Source organism: Actinopolymorpha rutila (assembly GCF_013407855.1).
Classification (GTDB): Bacteria; Actinomycetota; Actinomycetes; order Propionibacteriales; family Actinopolymorphaceae; genus Actinopolymorpha; species Actinopolymorpha rutila.
The window spans coordinates 5245924-5267912 of record NZ_JACBZH010000001.1 but is presented as its reverse complement, the minus strand read 5'-3'; the positions used below and the strand labels follow the sequence as shown (position 1 = coordinate 5267912).

The window sequence follows — 21989 nt, the reverse complement described above, 5'->3', positions numbered from 1 at the left end:
GTTACTTATACCCGCTGCGGTGGGGGAGCCTGACCGGACGCGGGGACCCGAACCGCAAGACCGAACGGAGCGACCGGGGGAACCAACGGCTTCTTCGGTCAGCCAACACCACGGTGTAAGTGGTGACCAGGATGCTGATCAGTCCCAGCCCGGCCAGCTGCCGGATCCGACTGCCGTGCAACGCTACCGGAGCGCCGTTGCCGCCGGTCACCCGCCAGGTGACCAACGAGGCGGTGGAGGCCCCGGCACTTTCCTGGCGCTCCCGGAGCTGCGTACGGAGCACCCCCATCGCTGCGGTGAGGGTTCGTTCGGCCTCGGCTGGGTCGGTGGATCGCGCTGACACCCAAAGGTCCGGTTGGTCGTGGATCGGAAGCTCCTCGTTGCCGCGGTTGGCCATCACCACGGCGTAGTCACCGGTGCCGCCCGCCCGACGGATCTGGTCGCGCGTGGCGGGATTCGCAGCGGACAGTGCGGATGCCTCCGTGAGCATCACCAGGCCCTGGGTGAAACCGGCGTAGGCGTTGCGGGGAAACGTCGTCTTCGGGCTGAGCAGGGTGACCACGGCCCGCGTCTCATAGACCGTGGGTGCGGTGACCTGGTGGAAGCTCCACAGCCCACACAGAGCGGCCACGGCAAGAGCCAGCCAGGGTCGGTGGAACGCGGCCGTCCAGATGTCCCGCAAGGTCATGGTCCCCCCAAGCCCGTACCTGCCGATCGCAACACCGCGGTTCGCACTGGGAATTACCTTTTCGCCCAGTTACGAACCGCGCTCTTCGTATCATCGGTGATGGCCCGCGATCTTGTCGGTAGATCGACAACACGGGCAACGACTAGGGGGGCCTGGTGGACCTGCTCGACTCGGTGAACATCCTGCTACGGCGATGGATGCTGACCGTCCCGCTTCTGGTGCTGACCATTGCCGGGGTGGCGGCCGGATACTTCGTGCTCCCGTGGAGCTACGAGGCGCAGTCCTCGGTCCTGCTGCTGGCTTCCCAGTTCCAGGCCAAGCAGGCGGGCGGAAACCCGTACCTGCTGTTCGACTCCTCACTGGCGGTCACCGCCGAAGTCGTGGGCCGGGAGGTGATGGCACCAGACGTCGCCGAGCAGCTGAAGGCCAGAAAGCTCACCTCGGAGTACGAGGTGGCGCGGCCGCTCGACTCCACCGGACCGGTCCTGTCGATCGTGGTGACCGGATCCGACCGGACGAACGTCCGCGCCACCCAGGACGCCGTCAACAAACTGGTGGTGCAGCGACTGGCCCAGATCCAGTCCGAGGAGGGGGTGGCCAGCCATGCGCGCATCCGGATCACCGACGTGTCCACGGCGCCACCCACACGGCAGGCCAAGGGCAAGCTCCGTACGCTCGCGATGGCGTTGTTCGCGGGGCTGGTCACCACGATCGTGATGCCTCTGTCCGTGGAGGCGATGGCGGCCAGGCGGCGGCGCAGGCCACATGCTTCGCCCCAAACACCGGTGGACGTCCGTACGCCGACGTACTCGGCGCCTGGAGACGCTCAGGCGACCAACGGCCGGAGCCGCCCGGCGAGGCCCGCCGACGCGCTCGACGGCTACCCCACCGACCGCAGCCACCGCACAACCCAGACCCCCCGCAGCCCTCGCGCCAACCACGGGGCACGTGCCGACCATCTCGTACGGACCGGCCGGTCGCCGGTCGTTCCGCCCAGATCCGCTTCCCGGGAGCAGGACCTTTGAACCGGGCGGTGTCCAGCCTGCACCTCACTCCGTTGACCGGTCACGAGTCGGGTGCCGACCCGGCCGGTGCCGATCGGGACGGTGCCGACCGCAGCGGCGTCGGTCGGACCGGCCGGGCTGTGGCCGGCCGGATCGATCCGGCCGTGGTGCTGAGCGTCTTCGTGGCGATCCTCATGCTGTTGCCCAGCCGGTACGTCGTCGGCCCGCTCGGCGGGGCCGGAACCCCGGCGGGGTTGATGGCCGTGGCATGCCTGCTGTGGTACCTCAGCGCGCTGATCACACCGAGCACCACGCCGGTCCGGGGCCGCCAGCCACTGCGTACGGTCGTGGTGTTCTTCGTGGTGTCGGTGCTTACCAGCTACGCGGTCATGCACGCAGAGCCCAGAGCGGCCCTCGAGGTCAACGCGGCCGACCGCGGGCTGATCCTCACGGCGGGCTGGGCGGGCCTGGCACTACTGGCCGCCGACGGCATTCCTCGGCTCGAACGGCTGGAGGTGTTGCGGCGCAGGTTGGTGGCCGGCGGGTCGATCGTCGCCTCGCTGGGACTCGTGCAGTTCTTCACCGGGATCGACATCGCGGGTTACCTCGCTGTGCCGGGGCTGACTGCGAACGCCGACTTCTCCAGCGTCCTGCGCCGAGACGAGTTCAACCGGCCGATGGCGACCGCGACGCACCCCATCGAGCTCGGCGTGGTGCTCACGATGCTGCTACCGCTGGCAGTGCACGGTATGCTGCACGCCCGGCCCGGCACGGTGTGGCGGCACCGCCTGCAGGTTTTCCTCCTGCTGGCGACGATTCCGATGACGGTCTCCCGGTCTGCGATCCTGGGAATGGCGGTCGCCGCCGTGGTGATGGTCCCTGTCTGGCCCGGCAAGGTACGCGTGGTGGCGCTCATGGTGCTGGGGTGTGGAACCGTTGCCATGCAGGCGGTGGTGCCCGGCCTGCTCGGCACCATCCGCAACCTTGTGACCTCGATCGGAAGCGACTCGAGTACGACCGCCCGCACCGACGACTACGGTGCCGTGCTGGCGTCGGTGAGCCACCAACCGTGGTTCGGCCGGGGGCTCGGGACCTATCTGCCCCAGACATATCGCATCCTCGACAACCAGTACCTCGGCACCGCGATCGAGACCGGGCTGGTCGGTGTGGCGGCACTGTTGGCGTTGTTCGTGGCGGGCTGGCTGCTGGCCCGGGGCGCACGAAGGGCGAGCAGCAACCCCGAGGTCCGCCACCTGGCGCAGTGCTTCGCGGCGACGATGGCAGTCGCGGCGTTCTCGTTCGGCACGTTCGACGCGCTGAGTTTCCCGATGATCACCAACCTCATGTTCCTGATGCTGGGTTGCTGCGCTGCCCTGTGGCGGCTGGCCAGAGAGAATCCCACGGCCGGGTTGTCGGGGACGACCGCTGCCACGCCTGAGCCGCGACTTGCCGGGGCACTCGGCTCGCCTCCCATGACACCGGTCCAGTTCCGACCTGAGCCGTGGGTCGAGCCGCAGTACTGGCTGGAGATCGAGCCGGAGACCAAGTCGGAAGGCGTACCGGAGGACGAACCGCAGCGGATGCACAGGGCGACGAGGCGGGGGACACAGCGCCCGACTCAGCGGACGACGCAGCAACGTCCGGGCCGGCACCGGAAGGTCTGAGCTGGTTGCGGCTGGTCAGGTAGCCGCCGCAGGCGAACAGGCCGCGACCGCGGTGAGGGTCACCGCGGTCGCGGCCTGCACGCGTACGCGAGAGCGAAGGCCGGAAGAAGCTCAGGTCACGCCAGAGCCTTGCGGACGGCCTGGACGACCTCTTCCTGTTGCGACACGGTGATCTGCGGGAACATCGGCAACGACAGGATCCGCCCGGCGGACTCCTCGGTGACGGGGAAGTCGCCTGCCGAGTACCCGAGCGAGCGGAACGCCGGGGTCAGGTGGACCGGCACCGGGTAGTGGATGCCGTACGCCACTCCCAGCTCCCCGAGCACCGCGGTGACCCGCTCCCGGTCGGGCACCCGCACGACGTACAGGTGCCAGGCGTGCTCACCGTCCGAACCGGCCTCCGGCAGCACCAGCCCCGGTAGCCCGGCCAGCATGTCGGTGTAGCGCGCGGCCGCGTCGGCACGCAGCCGGTTCCAGCGCTCCAGCCGGCGCAGCTTCGCCCGCAGCACCACGGCCTGGAGGGTGTCCATCCGGGAGTTGAACCCGAGCGTCTCGTGGACGTACTTGCGTTCGCTGCCGTGGTCGGCGAGCAGCCGGACGGTGCGGGCGAGCTCGGCGGAGTCGGTCACCACGGCGCCCGCGTCGCCGTAGGCGCCGAGGTTCTTGCCCGGGTAGAAGCTGGTCGCCGCGAGTGCGCCGGCCGTCCGGCGGCCGTCGTGGACCGCGCCCTGGGACTGGGCCGCGTCCTCGACCACTGTCGGGCCGAGGTCGAGCAACTCTGTGACCGGCGCCAGCCGCCCGTACAGGTGGACCGGCACGATCGCCCGAGTCCGCGGACCGACCGCGGCCGCCGCCTGCTCGGGATCCATCAGCAGAGTGTCCTTGTCCACGTCGACCAGGACGGGCCGGGCACCTGCGCGCACGACCGCCTCGACGGTGGCCACGAAGGTGTTCGCGGGTACGACGACCTCGGTGCCCGCACCCACGCCCGCGGCCCGCAGCGCGAGCTCGATCGCGTCGGTGCCGTTGCCCAGCCCGACGCAGTGCGCGACTCCGCAGAATGCGGCGTACTCCTCCTCGAACGCCGCGACGTCCGGTCCCTTCACGAATGCCGTGGCCGCCAGCACCCGGTCGAAGCCGGCGCGAACCTCGGTGTCGATCTCCGCGTGCGCCGCACGCAGGTCGACGAACGGAACAGTGGTCATGTCATCCCCCCAGAGATGTTGCTTGCGTAGTACGCAGGAACCGTGCGGGCGAGCCGACCCAGACCTGTCCGTCCGGAACGTCGGCGAGGACCAGAGAGCCCATGCCCACAAGGGATCCCGCTCCGATGTGGAGCCCTTCCCGCACCAATGCGCCCGCACCGAGGTAGGCCCCGGTGCCCACCCGGACGCCGCCGCCGAGGCGTACGCCGGACGCGATGGTCACGTAGTCCTCCACCACGTCGTCGTGGGTGAGCGTGACGTGCGGCATCACCGCGACGTGTGCACCCAGGCGCACGGACGCGGTGAGCACCGTCTGGGCCAGCAGCACGCAGCCGGGCCCGACGGTGCACGACGGCCCGACCGAGGCCGCCGGGTGGACGAGGGTGGCGTACCGGTCCGGCCCGACTCCCAGGCGGTCCAGCCGGGCCACTATCCGGGCGCGGCTGCCGTAGTCGCGCGGGTTGCCGACGCACACCACGAGCTGTGCGCCGGTACGGGCCGTCTCCTCGACGGTGTCCTCGACCGGGCCGAGCACCCGCACCCCGTCCACGACGGTGCCGTGGGTCGACGGCGCGTCGTCGCAGAAGCCGACCAGCCGCCAGCCGGGGTGGACGGCCGCGAGTTGGGCAGTCTCGCGGGCGAAGCCGCCGCTGCCGACGATCAACAGGTCACGGGGTGCCGACATCGGGTTGCTCCATCGCTTTCAGGTCGGCGAACAGGCCGCGCATGCGGTACAGCAGGGCCGCCACCGCGGCCACCGCGACCACGCCGGCCGACGCCAGCGCCAGCAGGTCGAACGGGATCACCCGGTGGGCAAGGGCAGCGGCTCCGCCCACCCCGGCGGACACCAGCACCGGCAGGCCGAGCCCCCTGGTGACGGCGGCGAGCCGGATGCCGTGTCGGTGCAGCTCCCACAGGTAGAGGGGCAGGACGAGCACCGCCGCGACCAGGACGTGCGCGACACCGACCCCGGCGATGCCGCCGACCCGGGCGCCGACCTCCAGAGCGGGCACCAGCGCGACCAACCAGAGCAGCTGGATGGTGAACACCGCCCGGCTGCGTGCCAACACGACGAAGTAGTCGTACATCAGCTCGAACAGGATGCGGAACGCACCGAGCAACGCGAGCCACACCAGCACCTGCGCCGCCGTCGTCCAGGCCTGCCCGTAGACGAAGCGGATCAATGGTTGCGCTGCTCCGCTCAGCAGCAGGCAGACCGGCAGGGTGAGCCCGGTCAGCAAACCTGCCGTGGACAGGAACGTACGCCGCATCGCCGGCGGGTCACCCTGTAGCCGGGCGAAGGCGGCCGGGGCGACTCCGCGTACCGGCTGGGAGAACATCGCGACCGGCCAGCTGGACAGGTTGAACGCGAGGACGTAGAAACCGAGGGCGGTCGCGCCGAGCACTCTGCCGACGACGAACTGGTCCACGCTTCCCGCCGCGAACAGCACCAGGCTCGACCCCGCCAGGGGCAGGCCGAACCGCAGCAGCCTACGGGCCACACCTGCGTCGAATCCCAGCCGCAGGGGCAGCGGGGAGAAGCGCACGTACAGCACGCCGGAGGTCAGCGCGCCGGCCAGCCGGCCGACTGCCAGGCTCATCGCACCCATACCGGCGAGGGCCAGCGCGATCGACACGGCCGCGCCAGTCCAGTTGTTCACCTGGTCGGCGATCATCTTGCGGTCCTGGCGGAACGCGCGCTGCACAAGGGCGACCGGCGCCGCCAGAAGCCCATTGATCACGACGTTGAACGTCAGGACGCGAATCACGCCGGCGGCGTTCGGCGCACCCATCGCCGCGGCGAACGCCGGCGCGCCGAAGTAGCAACCCGCGTACATGAGCACGCTGGTGACCACCGAGATCGTCGCGACGGTCGGCGCGATCTCCTTCGGATCGCCCGGCCAGCGCACGATCGCGAGGGAGACGCCGAGTTCGTTGAAGCTGATGATGGCCAGCAGCGCGACCATCGCCACCGCGAACGCGCCGAACTCTCGCGGGCCGAGGATGCGGGCCAGCGCGATGCCGATGGCGAGCGTGCCCAGCCGGGACACGGCGGTGTTGACGAAACTCCAGCCGGCCGCCCGGAACGCCCGGGCGAACAAGGGGTCGTCGTCGCGGATCGCGAACCTTCTCACCGCTGCGTTCTCCGTTTCGTCAGCGCGTTGAAGTCGTCGGTGGCCACGGTTCCGCGACGTCGCTGGCGCCGGCGGCGCACCTTGTGCGCCACGACGCCGGAGACCGTGCGTACCGCCTCCCGTGCTGCCTGCGGCCGCTGGCCGGCCGCGCGTTCCAGCGCGTCGAGGTAGATCGCCTCCTGGAGCAGGGCGGCGCCTTCCAGGCTGAAGCGCTCGGTGACCAGGTGCAGGCCGAAGTCGCCCAGGTCCTTCCGCCGGGCGTCGTCGGCGGCGAGCTCGCGCAGGATCCGCACCAGGGTGGCCGTGCCGTCGCCGCCAAGGCCGTACCACCCCTGGCGCAGGAACGTCCTGCTCGACTCCGTGGTCAGTAGCTCGAAGAACCCGTCCTCGCCCTGCACGATCAGCGGCCGCCCGAACGCCAGTGCACGCAGGGCGGAGCCACCCATGCCGAGAGTGATCGACGCCGCTGCGTAGGCGGGCCGTGGGTCGCCCAGGGCGCCGGTGAGCACGACGGCACGTCGGCCGGCCCGCTCGTTGGCGGCGGCTGCCCGGGCCTCCACCTGCTCGCGTACCGACCCGTCGCCGACGATCACCAGCCGCAGCGGCAGCTCGCGGGCGAGGTCGCCCACCACGTCGACGGCGGTCAGAACGCCTTCCAGCTTCAGCTCCGGGACCAGCCGGCAGACCACCACCACGTCCAGCAGGCCGGCGTCGGCCGGGTCGTCAAGCCCGTGTTGCGCCCGGAACGCCGCGGTCGGATGCCCGGGCCGGTTGGCGGCCAGGTCGACCGGTGGCTCGAGCAGGTTGACCAGGCCGGGGTCGAAACCGCGGCCGGCGTGCCGGCCCCCACCGGCACGCCGCTGGAAGCGCTCCTCCAGCACGGACAGCCGGATCTGGGCCGTACCCACCGCGAGCGACAGGTCGGCGGGCAGGAACGGCGCGACCGCCATCGACATGACCGTGCACGTGGCGGCGACGTCGCGCCGGCGGCCGGCCGCGAAGTACGCCTCCACCCCGGGCGGCCACTCGTACCCGTGCACGACGTCGAAGCCGCGTTCGTCCACCAGAGAACGCAACCGCCGCACAGTGACGGGGGAGGGACGGCGGCGTTCCGCGGGCAGCTCCAGGTGCTCCAGGCCCATGTCAACCACGCGTTGCACCAGCGGGCCCGGCTCGCTGGTCACCGTCACCTCGTGGCCGAGGTCACGGACGGCCCCGGCAAGCTCCACGGCGTTGAGCTGGCTGCCGCCGAGCTCCATGGCGTGCGGGTAGACGAGGACCTTCATCGCCCGGCCGCAGTGGCGATCACGTGCACCACGCGGTCCTGTTCTTCCTCGGTCATCTGGTGGAACAGCGGCAGGATCAGCGACCGGGTGGTGAGCCGGTCGGTCACAGGCAGGTCGGCTGTCCAGCCCGACGACGAGGTTGCGTACGCGGGTTCGCGGTGCGCGGCCATGATCCCGCGCCGGCCGGAGATGCCCGCGGCCAGCAGGCGTTCCAGCAGCGCGTCCCGGCCGACCGGGAAGCCCTCCGGCAGCACGATCCAGAACGACTGGTAGTTGGTCCGCCCGTACAGCGGATCGCGCACGGTGTCGATGCCGGGCACGTCGGCGAGCAGCCGCTGGTAGCGGGCCGCCAGATCCCGGCGCCGCTCGACCACCTCGGTCAGCCGGGTGAGCTGGACCAGGCCCAGCGCGGCCTGCAGGTCGGTCATCCGGAAGTTGAAGCCGGTCTCGAGGTACTCCTCGATGACGACAGTGCCGGCGGTGTGCCGGTCGGCGGCGCTGACGCTCATCCCGTGCTCGCGCAGCCGCCGCGCCCGCCGGGCCACCTCCGCCGATGCCAGCGTCAGCATCCCGCCCTCACCGGTGGTCAGCAGCTTGCGTGGGTGGAACGACCACGCGGCGAGCTCGGCTCCGGCCCCCACCGGACGGCCGCGGTAGACCGAACCGGCCGCACACGCGGCGTCCTCGACCACCGGGATGCCGCGCGGGTCGCACACCGCCCGGAGCTCGTCCAGGTCCACGGGAACGCCCGCCTGGTCCACCGCGATCACCGCACGGGTCCGTTCGGTGAGCGCCGCCTCGACGGTCTTGCCGGTGAGGTTGCCGGTGGCCGGGTCGACGTCGGCGAACACCGGTTCCGCGCCCACGTAGCGGGCGGCGTTGGCGGTGGCGATGAACGACAGCGACGGCACCACCACGTCGTCGCCGGGCCCCACCCCCGCCAGCAGCAGGGCCAGGTGCAGGGCGGTCGTGCAGGACGAGGTGGCCACCCCGTGTGCGGCGCCCATCCGTTCCGCGAACGCCTCCTCGAACGCGGCCACCCGCGGGCCCTGCGCCACCCAGCCGGAGCGCACCACCTCGGCGACCGCCGCCGCCTCCTCATCGCCCAGGACGGGCCTGATCACCGGAATCACGTGGTCCCCCCACTTGGTCCAGCAGGTCCGCGATCTCGCGGGCCCGATACTTCCAGTCGTGCCGCGCGGCATACGCGCGGCGCCGTCCGGCCATGCTCTGCTCTGCCTTGCCTGGTTCGGCTCTGCCGTGCTCGGCCGAGGCAGCCAGTTCGTCGCCGACCGCCTTCACGAAGGCCTCCCGCGAGGACTCCGCCCTGACCAGCGCCGCACCCTCGGCGTCCTCGCGCAGCCAGTCCGTCGCCGGCAGGGCGGTCGACACCACCGCCCGACCGGCGGCGAGGTACTCCAACGTCTTCAGCGGGAAGCTCGCCCGGTTGAAGTCGTTCAGGACGTACGGTGTCAACCCCACCGCGATCGCCCGCAGGTAGCGCGGCAGCTCGGTGTGCGGCCGCATTCCCGTCCACACCACGTCCGGGCGCGCGGTGAGCGCGGCGAACCGCTCGGCCGGACAGGAAGCGTCCCGCGGGCCGACCAGCAGGAGGGGGTGCCCGGCGTCGGCCACCCCTTCCAGCAGGTCAAGGTCGACCCGGCCGTTGAGGTTGCCGACGAACCCGGCTGCCGGCCGGTCGAAGCGAGGTACGTCGTCCGGCCAGGGCGCCTCGTCGACTCCGGCGTACGCAGCGGGTGAGCAGCCGTTCGGCACCACCGCTGCGTCCAGCCCCATGGCGGCAAAGCGTTCCTTCAGTACCGGCGACACCACGGCGAGCGCGTCGGCGGCCTCCGCCTGACGCCGCTCGGCCGCCAGCAGCCGTCGGCGCGGCAGCCCCAGCAGCTCCGCGCCGGCGGCCAGATCGTCGGTGACGTAGTACATCGTCGGCACGCCCTCGACCGCGCCCAGCAGGTCGTCGGGAACGGTGGCGATCGCCGCGGTCACCGGCTGCCCGAGCCGGGCCGCCGCGCGCCGCACCTTGGCGCGGGTCCAGCGGGTGGTGACGTGGTGCATTCCCGGCCGCCGGGTACCCGGCAGCACGCGCGGCACCAGCCGCCACAGGCCGGACTTCTCCTGCCGCAGCGCCGGCCCGAGCATCGACCGGGCGCGCATCGCTGCCGCCGGCCGCGTCCGCAACAGCGGGGTGAGCACCGAGCACGGCGGGTCGACGTACAGCACCGGCCGCATCGTCGCCAGCTCGTCGGCGAGGTGCCGGTCGGTGCCGGCCACACCGTCGTACGCGGAACCGGCGAAGAAGACGATCACGCAGGGACCCGCCGCTCAGCCTTCCGCTCGGCCCGCCACCAGGCCACCAACCGGCGCAGGCCCTCCTCCAGGTCGACCTCGGGCTTCCAGCCCAGCGCCTCGTGAGTACGGGAGATGTCGGCCAGCCGCCGGCTCACGCCGTTCACCGCGCGCGCCGGGCCGAACTCCAGGCCGAGGTCCGCAGCACCCATCACCCGCATCAGCGCCTCGGCCAGTTCGCGCAGGCTGGTCTCCGCGCCGAACCCGATGTTGAACACCTGGTCGGTCACGTCGGCCTGCGCGGCCAGCAGGTTCGCCCGCGCGATGTCGTCGGTGTAGACGAAGTCCATCGTCTGCAGGCCGTCGCCGAGGATCAGCGGCAGCTTGCCGTACTCGATGCGTTCCATCCAGCGGATGAGCACCTCGGTGTAGAGGCCGTGGATGTCCATCCGCGGGCCGTACACGTTGAAGTAGCGCAGGGCCACGTAGTCCAGGCCGCGCATCGCGTGGAAGCTGCGCAGCATGCCCTCGTTGAACGCCTTCGCCGCGCCGTAGAACGTGTCGTTGTCGTACGGGTGCTGGGTTTCCGGCGTCGGGAACTGCCCGGCCAGTCCGTACACCGACGCCGACGAGGCGGCCACCACCTTGCGCACACCGAGGTCCGCGGCCGCCTCGATCACCTCGAACGTGCCGTCGACCAGCACCTGCAGCGCGAGCCGCGGCTCCTCGGCGCACTGGGTGATCCGGATCGCCGCCTGGTGGAACACCAGGTCGGTGCCGGCCATCGACGAACGCAGCAGTGCGCGGTCGCGGATGTCGCCCTCGACGAGGTTCACCCGGCCGGTCTCCAGCGCGGCGGCCAGGTTGTCCCGGCGTCCACGCACCAGGTTGTCCAGCACCACCACCTCGGCGGCCCCCGCCGCCACCAGTTGGTCCACGATCGTCGAACCGATCGTGCCCGCGCCCCCCGTGACCAGGCAGCGGCTTCCCTCGATCATCAGTCGTCCCCCTCGACGAGTTCCTTCGATCCACCGGCCGCGATGCTGCGCGACGCGGCCTCCAGCAGTCGTACGACCCGCAACCCGGCTCGCCCGTCCGTCAGCGCGGGCCGGCCCTGGTCGATCGCCGCGGCGAACTCCTCCATCACCGACCGCAGCGCCTCCCGCTCGGACAGGGCCGGCACCTGGATGTCGCCCACGCGGTAGGAGATCAGGGCCGCACGGCGTTCCTCCGGGGCGAGGTGGGACGCCGGCGTGAGGTCCACGCCGCGGTCGTGCACCGACACCCGCTGCTGCGGGTTCAGGTCGTCCCACACGATGGTGCGCCGCGACCCGCCGATCACCGTGGTACGGATCTTCGTCGGGCTGAGCCAGTTGACGTGGACGTGTGCCATCGTCTCCCCGCCGAACCACACCGTGAGGTAGGCGACGCAGGCGCGGCCGGCGACGATCGGGTCGGCGGCCTGTGCGGCCACCGCGATCGGCCGCATCCCCGGCGGGAGCACGAAGTCCAGGATGGAGAGGTCGTGCGGCGCCAGGTCCCACAGCACGTCAACGTCAGGTTGCACCAGCCCCAGGTTGATGCGTACCGAGTCGACGAACTGCACCTCGCCGATCTCGCCGGCGTGCACGAGCTCGCGGATCTTTCGTACCGCCGGGGTGTAGCAGTAGGTGTGGTCGCACATCAGCGTCAGCCCCGCCTCCTCGGCGAGGTCGACCAGCTTCGCCGCGTCCGCGGACGACGGCGTGAGCGGCTTCTCCACCAGGACGTGCTTTCCGGCCTCCAGTGCGGCGCGCACCAGGTCGAAGTGGGTGGCGGCCGGCGTCGCGATGGCCACCGCCGCGACGTTCGGGTCGGCGAGCACCTGCTCGTAGGAGTCGGTCGTACGAACCGTGGTGTAGGGGCCGAGGACGGACCGGGCGCGTGCGGTGTCCAGGTCGCACAGCCATTCCAGCCGAAGGGCCGGCGTCGCCTGTGCGTTGCGCACCAGGTTGGGGCCCCAGTAGCCGGCGCCGATCACGGCCAGGCCGATGGGATTCATCGGAGTCCCTTCCATGCTTGGGTAAAAATCGGGCGTGCTTCGGGCACACTCGTCGTTCGCCTCGTCGCGAAGTGAGAGGTGAAACTGCCGGGTCAGGATCGACTGCCGCAGGCCGGCACCCACGAGTCCGGTGCGGCGAGCTCAGCCCCCGGGTACTGCGACGATCTTCGGGCACTGTTCGCCTCGGTGGAGGCGTTTTCGTGGAATCGAATCGGATCGTCACACAGAGCAGCGGAATCAGGTCGAGTACGCCGGCGTGGTGGCCGACCGGGGACACGTTGCCGCGTTCGGCTCACGGCTGGTCGTACGTCAGGTATCCGTCGCGTTCCAGGTAACGCTCGCCCGTGCGGGGACAACGCCAGTGGCGTACGCCGGACTCGGCATCCCCGAGCGGACCGAGCGGTTCGCCGGCCCGTCCCACCCAGCCGATCCGCCGGGCGGGCACGCCCACGACGAGCGCGAAGTCCGGGACGTCCCTGGTCACCACGGCACCGGCGGCCACCAGCGCCCAGCGCCCGATGGTGTGACCGGCGACCACGACGGCACGCGCACCGATGGACGCGCCGCGGCGCACCGTGACACCGAGGGCGTCCCAGTCGTCGGGCCGCTTGAGCTTGCCGTCCACGTCGGCCGAGCGCGGGTAGAGGTCGTTGGTCAGCACCACCGCCGGACCGACGAAAACCTCGTCCTCCAGGACGGCGGGTTCGTACACCAGAGCGTGGTTCTGCAGCTTGACGCGGTCGCCGATGCGCACGCCGGGCCCGACGTAGGCGCCCCGTCCGACGATGCACTCGCTGCCGAGGACGGCGTGCTCGCGTACCTGTGCCAGGTGCCAGATGGTGGTGTCGTCGCCGAGCGTGGCGCGCTCGTCGACGTCCGCGCCCGGGTGAACGCGTGGTTCACCCACGATGCCCTCCACCCACGATGTCCTCCGGAACTCCACCCACGATGTCCTCCTGACTCCGCCATGTCTTCCTCCGGGAAAGGAGGGATTCGGCAGCGCACCCCCTGTGCGCCACCAATACTGCGGAGGTGATCAGTATTGTGATCCCCGCGCACGACGAGGCGCAGGTGATTGGCCGTTTGCTGGCAGGTTTGCTGCGCGACGAGAGCAGCCGCGCCTGAACGGCCGTCAGGACCCGGACCAGCCGCGGGTCCACTCTGCGCGGTGCGTCCACAGCACTCGCCACAGGTCGGAGTCGACGGTCGGGCGGCCCTGGCGTTCCGGCCGTGCCTGCACCACCCGGCTGAGTGCGGCGCGCAGGCCCACCCCGGTCACCAGCAGCGCGACCCCCGAGGCCTGCCAGCGATTTCTACGCGTGGCGTCGTTGGTGGAGGGCGGCGCGGTGTCGGGTGACCGGCGGGTTGGCCAGTGACCGCTTGGTCGACAGTGCCGGGTGGCCTCCGTTGGCGACTGCCCACAGGTGGGCCGACAACCAGTCCAGTGAGGGCGGCATCTCGCCCTTCCACGCGCCGAAGTTGTGCCCACCGGAGGTGAGGATGATGGACGACGCCCGCATGGGCGGCTTGACCATCGACAAGAACTTGCGGGTGTCCGGCAGGACCTGGCTCTCCGTCCGGCTGGTCGTGACCAGAACCGAGACCGGCGGCGCCGGCCGGTGGCGCAGCAGCCACTCGGGGTCGTTCATGTGCTGCAGGTTCCGGTTGCCGCCGAACAGGTCACCGGTCGTGAAGTCCATGATCGCGTGGTAGTAGCCGGACAGCGACACCGCCGAGGTGAACCGATGTGGGTAGTTCATCGCCATCTTCACCGCGCAGAAGCCCCCGGTGGAGTCGCCCATCAGCCCCCATCCCGCGCCCGGCCGGTCGACACGGAACTTCGCCGAGATCGCGTCGGTGAGGTCCTGGGCGAGGAACGTCTCCGCCTTCGGGCCGTGGGCCACATTGGTGCACTCGGTGTCCCGCGGCGGGGTGACCGTCTCGTTCGTCATCACCAGCACCATGGGCCGGGCGCGGTGGTGTTTGATCTGCGACTCCATCGCCCAGGGGTAGTTCATTCGCATGATCAGGTTGGACGCGGTGCTCGGGTAACCGGGCATGACGACCAGGCCGGGCATCCGCCGGTGAGCGTAGGCGGAGGAGAAGTACGCCGGCGGGAGGTAGACGTACGCCTGCGAACTCAGTCTCGACTTGGCGCCACGAACCGTGACGTCGAGGATCTCACCGGACGTCCTGGCCGTCGCCGCCGGAAGGATCCCCGAGTGAATCTGAACGGAGTCGTACGGCTTTCCCTGCTGGCCCTTTCCACCCGTGACGGGTGGCTGGGGGTCGACACCCTTGACCACCACGTTGTCGGCGTTGTTGGCCGTGCCCATGACGTCGGACATGGACGTGTAGAACTGGAAGTTGTCGTTCACGGCCACCGCGACCATCGAGATCGCTGCCAGTTGCGCGGCCACCAACACGCCCAGCCGAGCGAGCAGCGGGCCAGGACCGCGGCCGCTGATCCGGGTCAGCGCCCACAGCGCGATGCCGATCACGACGAGCCCGAACGCTACGCACAATGCGAGGAACCCACTGCCGGTCAGTCCCATGATGATCTCCGTTTCTGCCAGCGCGGGGGCGCGCCACCACTTCAACGGACATACCCGGCCCGCGGCTCCCGGGTTGGACGATTCTTGACCGTCCGCTGACCGATGGCGTGGGGGATGGTTCCTCGGCGGGCAAGGACGCAGCTCCGCACTTTGTCGTTGCGAGGAGATCGCGGGAAGATGCACCGGGACCCCCTTTGCGGTACGCAGACCTGAGGGGTCGCTCCAAGGTGTCTCACAGAACCGCACCAAAGGGACGAAAGCCGAAGGGGGACCAGGCGACATGGGGAAGACGCAGACAGCAAAGGTCCAGGCGTGGCCGAGCCTGCGCGTGGACGACTGGACCGCCACCCGCGACACGCTGCACATGTGGACGCAGATCGTGGGCAAGATCAGGTTGTCACAGGCGCCGTTGCTGAACCACTGGTGGCAGGTGACGCTGTACGTGAGCCCACGCGGGCTGACCACCGGCAGCATCCCGTACGGCAACAGGCTCTTCGACATCGAGTTCGACTTCTGCGACCACCAACTCGTCGTCCGGTCGAGTGACGGCGGCGTGGAGACCGTCGCCCTGGAACCGAAGTCGGTCGCCGACTTCTACCACCAGACCATGCGGGCCCTTGGCCGGCTGGGCTTCGAGATCCAGATCCTCGCCCGGCCCAACGAGGTCGAACTCGCGATCCCGTTCGCCGAGGACACCACGCACGCCGCCTACGACGCGGACGCCGCCCATCTGTTCTGGCAGCAGCTCGTCCAGGCGAACCGCGTCATCGGGATCTTCAGGTCCTACTTCGTCGGCAAGGTGAGCCCGGTGCACCTCTTCTGGGGCGCACTGGACCTCGCGTGCACGCGCTTCTCCGGACGGCCCGCACCCGAACATCCCGGCGGTGCGCCCAACTGCGGCGACTGGGTGATGGTGGAGGGCTACTCTCGCGAGCTCAGCAGTTGTGGGTTCTGGCCCGGTGGCGGGGAGGAAGGCGCCTTCTACGCTTACGCCTATCCCGAGCCGGACGGGTTCGCGGACTACCCCGTCGAGCCGGCCGCGGCCCGGTACAACCAGCAGTTCCAGCAGTTCCTGTTGCCGTACGAAGCGGTGCGGACGGCCGACGACCCCGACGAGACCCTGCTGCGGTTCCTGCACACGACGTACGCGGCGGCGGCCGAGCGCGGCAACTGGGACCGCGCCGCGCTGGAGGCCGACCCCAGTCGCTGGGACCAGTACCGCTAGGCAAACGTGATCGGGCGGCGCCCCTGGTTAGACTCGATCAATCCAAGGGTTCAGGAGTTGATTGGGCTATGGGCTGCGACCCGGCTGAAGACGAGGCGAACGGTCGTGGCACTGCGGACCCGCATGCGTGGCGTATCCACGGTGAGCGCACGATCTATGACAACCAGTGGGTGCGGCTGGGCCTGGTAGATGTCGAACCGCCCGGAGTGCAGCGGTTCGAACATCACGTGGTGCGGCTTGGCCGCGCGGCAGTCGCCGCTGTCGTGAACGACGACGATCGGGTCCTGATGCTGTGGCGCTATCGGTTCGTCGTCCGGAGATGGGGCTGGGAGTTGCCTGGTGGACTCATCGACGACGGTGAGGACGCGAAGGACGCCGCGGCACGGGAGGTCGAGGAGGAGACCGGATGGCGGCCGCACTCACTCGAGCACGCGATCTCGTACCAGCCTGTGGTCGGAATGGTCGATGCACCTCATGAAGTCTTCATCGGGCGAGGGGCGACATTCGTCGGAGAGCCTGCCGACCCCGAGGAAGCCGGCCTGGTGGCATGGACACCACTCGCAGATGTCGGGGAGCTCATGGCGCGCGGCGAACTGCTCGGCTCAGGCACCTTGGTCGGCCTTCTTCACCTCATGGCGCTTCGGCGTAGCCAGGACTAGGACGAGGCGCCGGTGAGCCGATCGATCCGACGGCGGTGCCGAACCGATCCGGTGCGGCTGGTGACGAGGCGGGCAACGGACAGGTGAGCAGCTGCCTCGTCGTACTCCCCGCGAGCCATGTGCGCTTGAGCGAGATCGCACCGTAGACCGGCTTCCGCCCGTGTGAACGACGGATCAAGACCGCCGAGTGCGCTGTACAGGCCGGCTACAGCATGCTCGTCGCCAATGAGAGCCAAGGCGTTTCCGCGCCAACGCGCAAGATGGCTCGCGTTCAAGAAGATGCTCGGCACGTCCTCATCACGTGCGTCGTCGCCAGGCGGCAATAGACAGTCCGCTCGTTCCAATGCTCGTAGGCAGTCATCGCGGATCCCGGCTCGCGCACAAAGCTCTGCTTCTGCCGATGCGACCCACGCCATCAGTTTCCCCGACGCGACTCCGGCCCCGACGTACGCCGCCTCACGAACCAACTCCACGGCTAGTCCGAGCTCTCCCGCCTCAGCGAGGACGTATGCCTGCTCACCCATCGCGTAGGCCAGGTGAGCTGGTGCCTCAGCGTCCCGCGCGGCGCTCTTGGCGACTTCGTAATGACGCCAGGCGCGGTCGACAGCTCCGACGTCCAGGGCCTGCCAGGCGGCAAGGGTCGAAGCGCTGCCAAGCGCGAGGGCCAGCGGTCTCCGGGAGGCAGGGAGGACCGAAAATGTCAATGCATCCTGGATCGTTGCGAGGTGCGATTGCATCTGGTCGACGAGCTGAGCAGCACCCAGTTGCCTGTCGAGGCTTCGCAATAGCTCGGTCTGGGCCATGAAGTTGCCTACGACACTGCCGCTGACGGCGCGGTAGGAACGAACTCGCTTCGCCAGGTCTTTGTATCCGTCCGGCCAAGAGTTGCCTGAGGATGGTTCGTCACCTGGCGGAGGAAGTTCGTCCTCTGTGAGTCCCAGGATGCCACGCAGAATTCCGGCGTACGGCGAGGAAATCCTGCGCCGTCCGTTCTCCCATTCGGACACGTACACATGAAGGCTGGCGGTGGCAGCAATCTGGATCGTGTGGCGTCGGGCGTAGGACTCCATACCTGCGACGAGCCGGCTCTGGGACCAGCCTCGGGCCAGTCTTGCCTGCTTGAGCGCGGACGTGGTCATCGGTCCTCTCGTGGGTGCGCGAACAGGTTCCCGCCCCGGAGTTGTAGGCGCCCTAACAGGGAGAGGTTAACACCGGTTAACTCCCGTTCGTGGCGCAGTTCCGATTGGCTAAGGAGGTGAGGACCCGGACGCGGGCGGGAGTGCAACAGCCGCGTCCGTATCGCACACGTGAAGATGGAGCGGTCAATGCGCCCGACTACCTCGCTGCCGGATGGCTGGCAGTACCGCCCGTGTCTTGGAACACCAATGGAATTGTGGTTCGGCCCGGACGACGAATCCGCTGAAGAACTGAGTGAGCAGGTCAGGCGCGAAAAGGTCGCCGCGGCCTTGTGCGCCGGATGCCCATTCGGAACCCCATGCCTGGCTGCCGAACTGTCGCGCCCTGCGTCTCACCAGTGGGGAGTACGTGGAGGGCTGACAGCCCGACAACGTATTGCGATGCTACGGGCCAGGAGACGCACAGAGGCCGCCGCCGTGTCGGCTGCATAACGGGTCTGTCGCCGGCAGCGGTGCGCGGGCGAGGGTCACAGGCCGGTGGTGCCGTCGACCTGTTCGCGGAGGAGGTCCCCGTGGCCGTTGTGCCGGGCGTACTCCTCGATCATGTGGACGTAGAGCCAGCGCACGGACGCACGTTGCCCGTCCCACATGGGCACGGTGAACTCGTCGTCCAGGCCCCTGGCCGCGACGGTCTCCCGGCTCGCCTCCATCTCGGCCAGCAGGGTCGCGTAGTCGGCTTCGGCGTTCCCGGGCCGGGCGTCGTTGAAGTCGGCACCGCCGGTCGGATACACCCGAGGTGCGTCCTGCCACCCGGCGAGCATGCGCTGGAACCACGTGCGTTCGACCTGGGCGACGTGTCGGATCAGGCCCAGCAGGGAGAGGTTCGACGGTGGTGCGACCCGCGCGGCCAGTTGCTCGCCGGTGAGGCCGGCGCACTTGGTCAGCAGGGTGGCACGGTGCCACTCGAGTCTGCCTTCGAGCATGCTTCGTTCGTCGCCCAGCAGGGGATCGGCGTGTCCATGCCGGGGTACCTCGGGTGCTGTCCACATCCCGCCCATGGTGCCGGGTGGCGAGCAGCCGCGCCAGCCTTCGAGACCGATCCACCAACCTCGTTCGGCCACCGGCTACGGCTGCTCGAAATGTGCATGGGAATACGTGTTTCGTGCATGGTGGCGGCGCCGACTCTGCGGCAGGCTTCGTAGGAAGACCTGGATTCCAGACGCGGCTTGCGAGTGCGGAGGACGGCAGGACATGGACATGGAGACGGCGCTGAGCGAGCTCGGCGTGACGGACGACCTGCTCGACGCGAAGACGAAGGCGCAGCTCGACACCGACGGGTTCGCGCCGCTTCCGGGGATCCTGTCGCCGGAGCAGGCCGACGCGTTCGGGCAGCGACTGGCCGAGCTGTCCAAGATCGAGGGGAGCCGCGCGGGGGAGGAGGTGCACCAGGAGGCCGGTACCGACCGGCTGTCCGATCTGGTCAACAAGGACCCGATGTTCGAGGTGTGCTTCACCCATCCGGTGGTGCTGGCGGCGATCCGTCATGTGCTGGGGGAGTTTCGTCTGTCCTCGCTCAACAGCAGGGCGGCGTTGCCCGGCCAGGGACACCAGGGGCTGCACGCGGACTGGGGAGTTCTGCAGGAGGGGCAGGGCTTCCAGGTCTGCAACTCGATCTGGTTGCTGGACGACTTCACCGCCGAGAACGGCGCGACGCGGGTGGTGCCGGGTTCGCACCGCAAGCGCGGTAAGGCGCCTGCCGACGAACTCGGTGGTGACCCGCGCGCCACGCATCCGGACGAGGTGCAGTTGATCGCGCCTGCCGGGACGGTGGTGGTGTTCAACAGCCACCTGTGGCATGGCGGTACGCGCAACAACAGCGACCGGCCCCGCCGCGCGCTGCACTCCTACTTCACCAGGCGCGACATGCCGCAGCAGCTCGACCAGGCGGAGTACCTCCGCGTACGCACGCGCGACCGGCTGAGCCCCGCCGCCCTCTACGTCCTCGGTGTCTGGGACGAGCTCGGGATGTCCTCATGAACAACGCCATCTCACCGGTGCGCGCGAACACGGACGCGGAGCCGCACCTGGACGACTGGATCGAACGCTTTCACCGCGACGGCTTCCTGGTGGTCGAGAACGCCCTCCCGGACGATCTGGTGCGGGAGCTTCGTACCGACCTGGACGACGCGATCGGTGCCGCGCCCAACAACGCCGGTCAGGTCGAGATCCAGGTGCGGATGTTCGAACGCAGCAAGGCGCACCTGCGGCTGTTCGACCACGAACCCGTCGTCTCGTTCGCCGAACGACTGATCAGCCAGGACCGCCCGGGCCTCGGGCCGGACCACGTGCACGTCGTACACAACAACGCGTTTCGTACGCCGACCCAGGCAGGCATCTCGACCTGGCACCAGGACGACCCGCCGCACTATCTCGTGACCGACGGCGAGCCACCGAGCAATGTGCGGCTGCCCGTACTCCTGTTCACCTGCAACTACTACCTCACCGACGTGACCGAGCCGAGCCACGGCCCGACGCAGTTCGTGCCCGGCTCACACCTGTTCGGCGCGCACTGCCCGCCCACGGTGGAGGGAACGCGGTGGGAGCAGGACGTGGTGACGGCGTACGGCAGGGCGGGTACGGCGATCATGTTCAGCTGTCAGGTCTGGCATCGTGGCCACCCCAACCTCAGTGAGCGAACCCGATACGTCAGCCAGGTCTCGTACGCACACCGCCTCGTCGGCCACCGCTACTTCCCGTTCATGAACTACGTCATGCCCGAACACGTGTACGCCGAGGCGAATCCGCGGCTGCGACGGCTGCTCGGCTTCCTGCCCACGGGTGCGTACGGATAGGCGGGAACTTGGGTAGCCGGCCTGATCCGCGCTGACTCCGCCCTGGCCCCGGTCAGTGGCCGAACCGGATCGACTCGTGTACGGCCATGCCGGTCGCGCCGGTCTCGTCACGTGCTTTGCTGAGCAGGCGAATCTCGTACGTCGCACCGCTGGCCAGCCGGCTGCCCCACCGCTCCAACGGGTCGGGGAACCGGTCGGTGTCCAGGGGCTCGCCCTCGTGCAGCACCCGCAGCGGTTCGAGCATGACCGGGCCGCCGGGAGCGGGGACGGTCCAGGTGCCCGAGTCCGCGTCAGGTCCGTCGACCCGGGGTGCGCCGTCCACGACGACCTCGACCGGCTCTCCGCTGACCCCGCCGGCCGGATCCCCTTGACCCCCACCCACCCGCCACTCGGCGAGCCTCGTCCAGCGCATGCCGTTCGTCTGGTCGACGCTGGTGAACACGACCGTACGGTCCGGCAGATGGACTCGGCCCCACCGCAGCCGGCGCAGCCCGAGCAGCCGGGGCGGTAGCCGCAGCCACACCCAGTCGGCGTACCCCGTCCCGACCAGGGGGCCCGCACCCGAGCCGACACCGGCACCCGAGCCGACACCGTCACCCAAGCCAGCGCCGGCACCCAAACACGAGCCGGCGCCGGCGCCGGCCCAGGAGACCTCGGCCCGCGCGTACGGCACGGCCACATGCCAGTGCACTCGCGGGCTGATCTGCGGGTCGGACGGATGCCAGGCGGGCACGGGGGAGTGGTGCACCAGTCGCAGGGTGCGGCCGTCCCGGGTGGCGATGGAGTACTCCATCCCGCCGTCTCGACGCCGCCTGGGTGAGCCCGCGATCGGGCGTCCGCGCAGCACCTCCCGGCCTCCGTCGGCGGGATAGCGTTCGACCACGGCGTAGGGCGTGTGCACCCCGGCGACGCGCAGCCACGCGAGCTGAACGACCAGCACGTCGCCGTCGGCGCCGACCACATCCGCGTACAGCTTGCGGAGCAGGAATCCGCGGCGTACCAGCGTGCGGCTCGCCGTGGTCCCCGTCAGCGCGCGGCTCACCGCGGTCGCCCCCGACGCGAGGTCCGCCGCCAGATCGGCAGCGCTACTGCGGTCACGGTCCTGTTCACCGAGAAATTCGGCCACGACAACCCCCAGCCCCCGGGTGAAACCGACTGCATGCGTCATTCCTGCACGTAGTTCACTGTCGGCGCGGGGGCGAATCAAGGGCTGGGAGCGCCCGGAGTCCGGC

22 protein-coding genes are annotated in these 21989 nt (G+C 69.9%); 7 read left to right on the top strand and 15 right to left on the bottom strand.

The annotated features are described in order from the left end of the window. Position 1 precedes the first annotated feature (1 nt). Entirely contained in the window at positions 2–688 is a 687-nt protein-coding gene (locus F4554_RS23565) for a hypothetical protein (protein ID WP_179789582.1), read from the bottom strand. A 155-nt stretch (positions 689–843) separates the two neighbouring features. On the opposite strand from F4554_RS23565, the gene F4554_RS23560 reads away from it, so the two are divergent. After that, positions 844–1713: a YveK family protein gene (locus tag F4554_RS23560; protein ID WP_179789581.1), complete on the top strand. Its 870-nt coding sequence runs from the start codon at positions 844–846 to the stop codon at positions 1711–1713. Positions 1714–1721: 8 nt separating this feature from the next. After that, entirely contained in the window at positions 1722–3356 is a 1635-nt protein-coding gene (locus F4554_RS23555; protein ID WP_179789580.1) for an O-antigen ligase family protein, read from the top strand. A 116-nt stretch (positions 3357–3472) separates the two neighbouring features. On the opposite strand, the gene F4554_RS23550 is transcribed toward F4554_RS23555, so the two are convergent. The 11 genes from F4554_RS23550 to F4554_RS23500 form a co-directional block, all read right to left on the bottom strand. Further along, positions 3473–4561, bottom strand: a complete 1089-nt coding sequence (locus F4554_RS23550; protein ID WP_179789579.1) for a DegT/DnrJ/EryC1/StrS family aminotransferase — start codon at positions 4559–4561, stop codon at positions 3473–3475. 1 nt (position 4562) lies between these two features. Further along, positions 4563–5246 carry an acetyltransferase gene (locus F4554_RS23545; RefSeq protein ID WP_179789578.1) on the bottom strand — a complete coding sequence of 228 codons (684 nt, stop codon included), beginning with the start codon at positions 5244–5246 and terminating at the stop codon, positions 4563–4565. After that, positions 5230–6696, bottom strand: a complete 1467-nt coding sequence (locus F4554_RS23540) for an oligosaccharide flippase family protein (protein ID WP_179789577.1) — start codon at positions 6694–6696, stop codon at positions 5230–5232. The genes F4554_RS23545 and F4554_RS23540 overlap by 17 nt, the downstream gene beginning before the upstream one ends. Next, positions 6693–7982 (bottom strand): glycosyltransferase, encoded by a 1290-nt coding sequence (locus tag F4554_RS23535; RefSeq protein WP_179789576.1) that lies wholly within the window; start codon positions 7980–7982, stop codon positions 6693–6695. Before F4554_RS23535 ends, F4554_RS23540 begins: the two co-directional genes overlap by 4 nt. Continuing rightward, positions 7979–9106: a DegT/DnrJ/EryC1/StrS family aminotransferase gene (locus F4554_RS23530; protein ID WP_337796174.1), complete on the bottom strand. Its 1128-nt coding sequence runs from the start codon at positions 9104–9106 to the stop codon at positions 7979–7981. Before F4554_RS23530 ends, F4554_RS23535 begins: the two co-directional genes overlap by 4 nt. Then, a complete protein-coding gene (locus F4554_RS33775) occupies positions 9081–10310 on the bottom strand; it encodes a glycosyltransferase (protein WP_179789574.1) in 1230 nt (409 codons plus the stop codon). The genes F4554_RS23530 and F4554_RS33775 overlap by 26 nt, the downstream gene beginning before the upstream one ends. Continuing rightward, positions 10307–11287 carry an NAD-dependent epimerase/dehydratase family protein gene (locus tag F4554_RS23520; protein WP_179789573.1) on the bottom strand — a complete coding sequence of 327 codons (981 nt, stop codon included), beginning with the start codon at positions 11285–11287 and terminating at the stop codon, positions 10307–10309. The genes F4554_RS33775 and F4554_RS23520 overlap by 4 nt, the downstream gene beginning before the upstream one ends. Next, positions 11287–12330, bottom strand: a complete 1044-nt coding sequence (locus tag F4554_RS23515) for a Gfo/Idh/MocA family protein (RefSeq protein WP_179789572.1) — start codon at positions 12328–12330, stop codon at positions 11287–11289. The genes F4554_RS23520 and F4554_RS23515 overlap by 1 nt, the downstream gene beginning before the upstream one ends. 292 nt (positions 12331–12622) lie before the next feature. After that, positions 12623–13237, bottom strand: a complete 615-nt coding sequence (locus F4554_RS23510; RefSeq protein ID WP_179789571.1) for an N-acetyltransferase — start codon at positions 13235–13237, stop codon at positions 12623–12625. 225 nt (positions 13238–13462) lie between these two features. Further along, entirely contained in the window at positions 13463–13609 is a 147-nt protein-coding gene (locus F4554_RS23505) for a hypothetical protein (protein ID WP_179789570.1), read from the bottom strand. 34 nt (positions 13610–13643) lie between these two features. Next, entirely contained in the window at positions 13644–14885 is a 1242-nt protein-coding gene (locus tag F4554_RS23500; protein ID WP_179789569.1) for an alpha/beta hydrolase, read from the bottom strand. 280 nt (positions 14886–15165) lie between these two features. Between F4554_RS23500 and F4554_RS23495 the strand changes: the two genes are divergently transcribed. Further along, positions 15166–16110 (top strand): DUF5996 family protein, encoded by a 945-nt coding sequence (locus F4554_RS23495; protein WP_179789568.1) that lies wholly within the window; start codon positions 15166–15168, stop codon positions 16108–16110. A 68-nt stretch (positions 16111–16178) separates the two neighbouring features. Further along, on the top strand, positions 16179–16769 hold the full coding sequence (locus F4554_RS23490; RefSeq protein WP_179789567.1) for an NUDIX hydrolase: 591 nt from the start codon (positions 16179–16181) through the stop codon (positions 16767–16769). Here F4554_RS23490 and F4554_RS23485 read toward each other — a convergent pair. Beyond that, positions 16766–17908, bottom strand: coding sequence for a helix-turn-helix domain-containing protein (locus tag F4554_RS23485; RefSeq protein WP_179789566.1), 1143 nt, complete (start codon positions 17906–17908; stop codon positions 16766–16768). The two genes, F4554_RS23490 and F4554_RS23485, sit on opposite strands and share 4 nt — an antisense overlap. Positions 17909–18082: 174 nt before the next feature. Here F4554_RS23485 and F4554_RS34120 point away from each other — a divergent pair, with 174 nt between their 5' ends. Next, positions 18083–18397 carry a WhiB family transcriptional regulator gene (locus F4554_RS34120; RefSeq protein WP_420360761.1) on the top strand — a complete coding sequence of 105 codons (315 nt, stop codon included), beginning with the start codon at positions 18083–18085 and terminating at the stop codon, positions 18395–18397. Between the two features lie 35 nt (positions 18398–18432). Here F4554_RS34120 and F4554_RS23475 read toward each other — a convergent pair whose 3' ends face one another. Beyond that, positions 18433–18954, bottom strand: a complete 522-nt coding sequence (locus F4554_RS23475; RefSeq protein ID WP_179789564.1) for a DinB family protein — start codon at positions 18952–18954, stop codon at positions 18433–18435. Between the two features lie 202 nt (positions 18955–19156). Between F4554_RS23475 and F4554_RS23470 the strand changes: the two genes are divergently transcribed. Then, positions 19157–19942 (top strand): phytanoyl-CoA dioxygenase family protein, encoded by a 786-nt coding sequence (locus F4554_RS23470; protein WP_179789563.1) that lies wholly within the window; start codon positions 19157–19159, stop codon positions 19940–19942. Then, the gene (locus F4554_RS23465) at positions 19939–20757 is read left to right on the top strand and encodes a phytanoyl-CoA dioxygenase family protein (RefSeq protein ID WP_179789562.1); all 819 of its coding nucleotides are present in this window, start codon (positions 19939–19941) and stop codon (positions 20755–20757) included. The genes F4554_RS23470 and F4554_RS23465 overlap by 4 nt, the downstream gene beginning before the upstream one ends. Before the next feature lie 52 nt (positions 20758–20809). On the opposite strand, the gene F4554_RS23460 is transcribed toward F4554_RS23465, so the two are convergent. Continuing rightward, on the bottom strand, positions 20810–21925 hold the full coding sequence (locus F4554_RS23460) for a hypothetical protein (RefSeq protein ID WP_179789561.1): 1116 nt from the start codon (positions 21923–21925) through the stop codon (positions 20810–20812). Between the last annotated feature and the right edge of the window lie 64 nt (positions 21926–21989).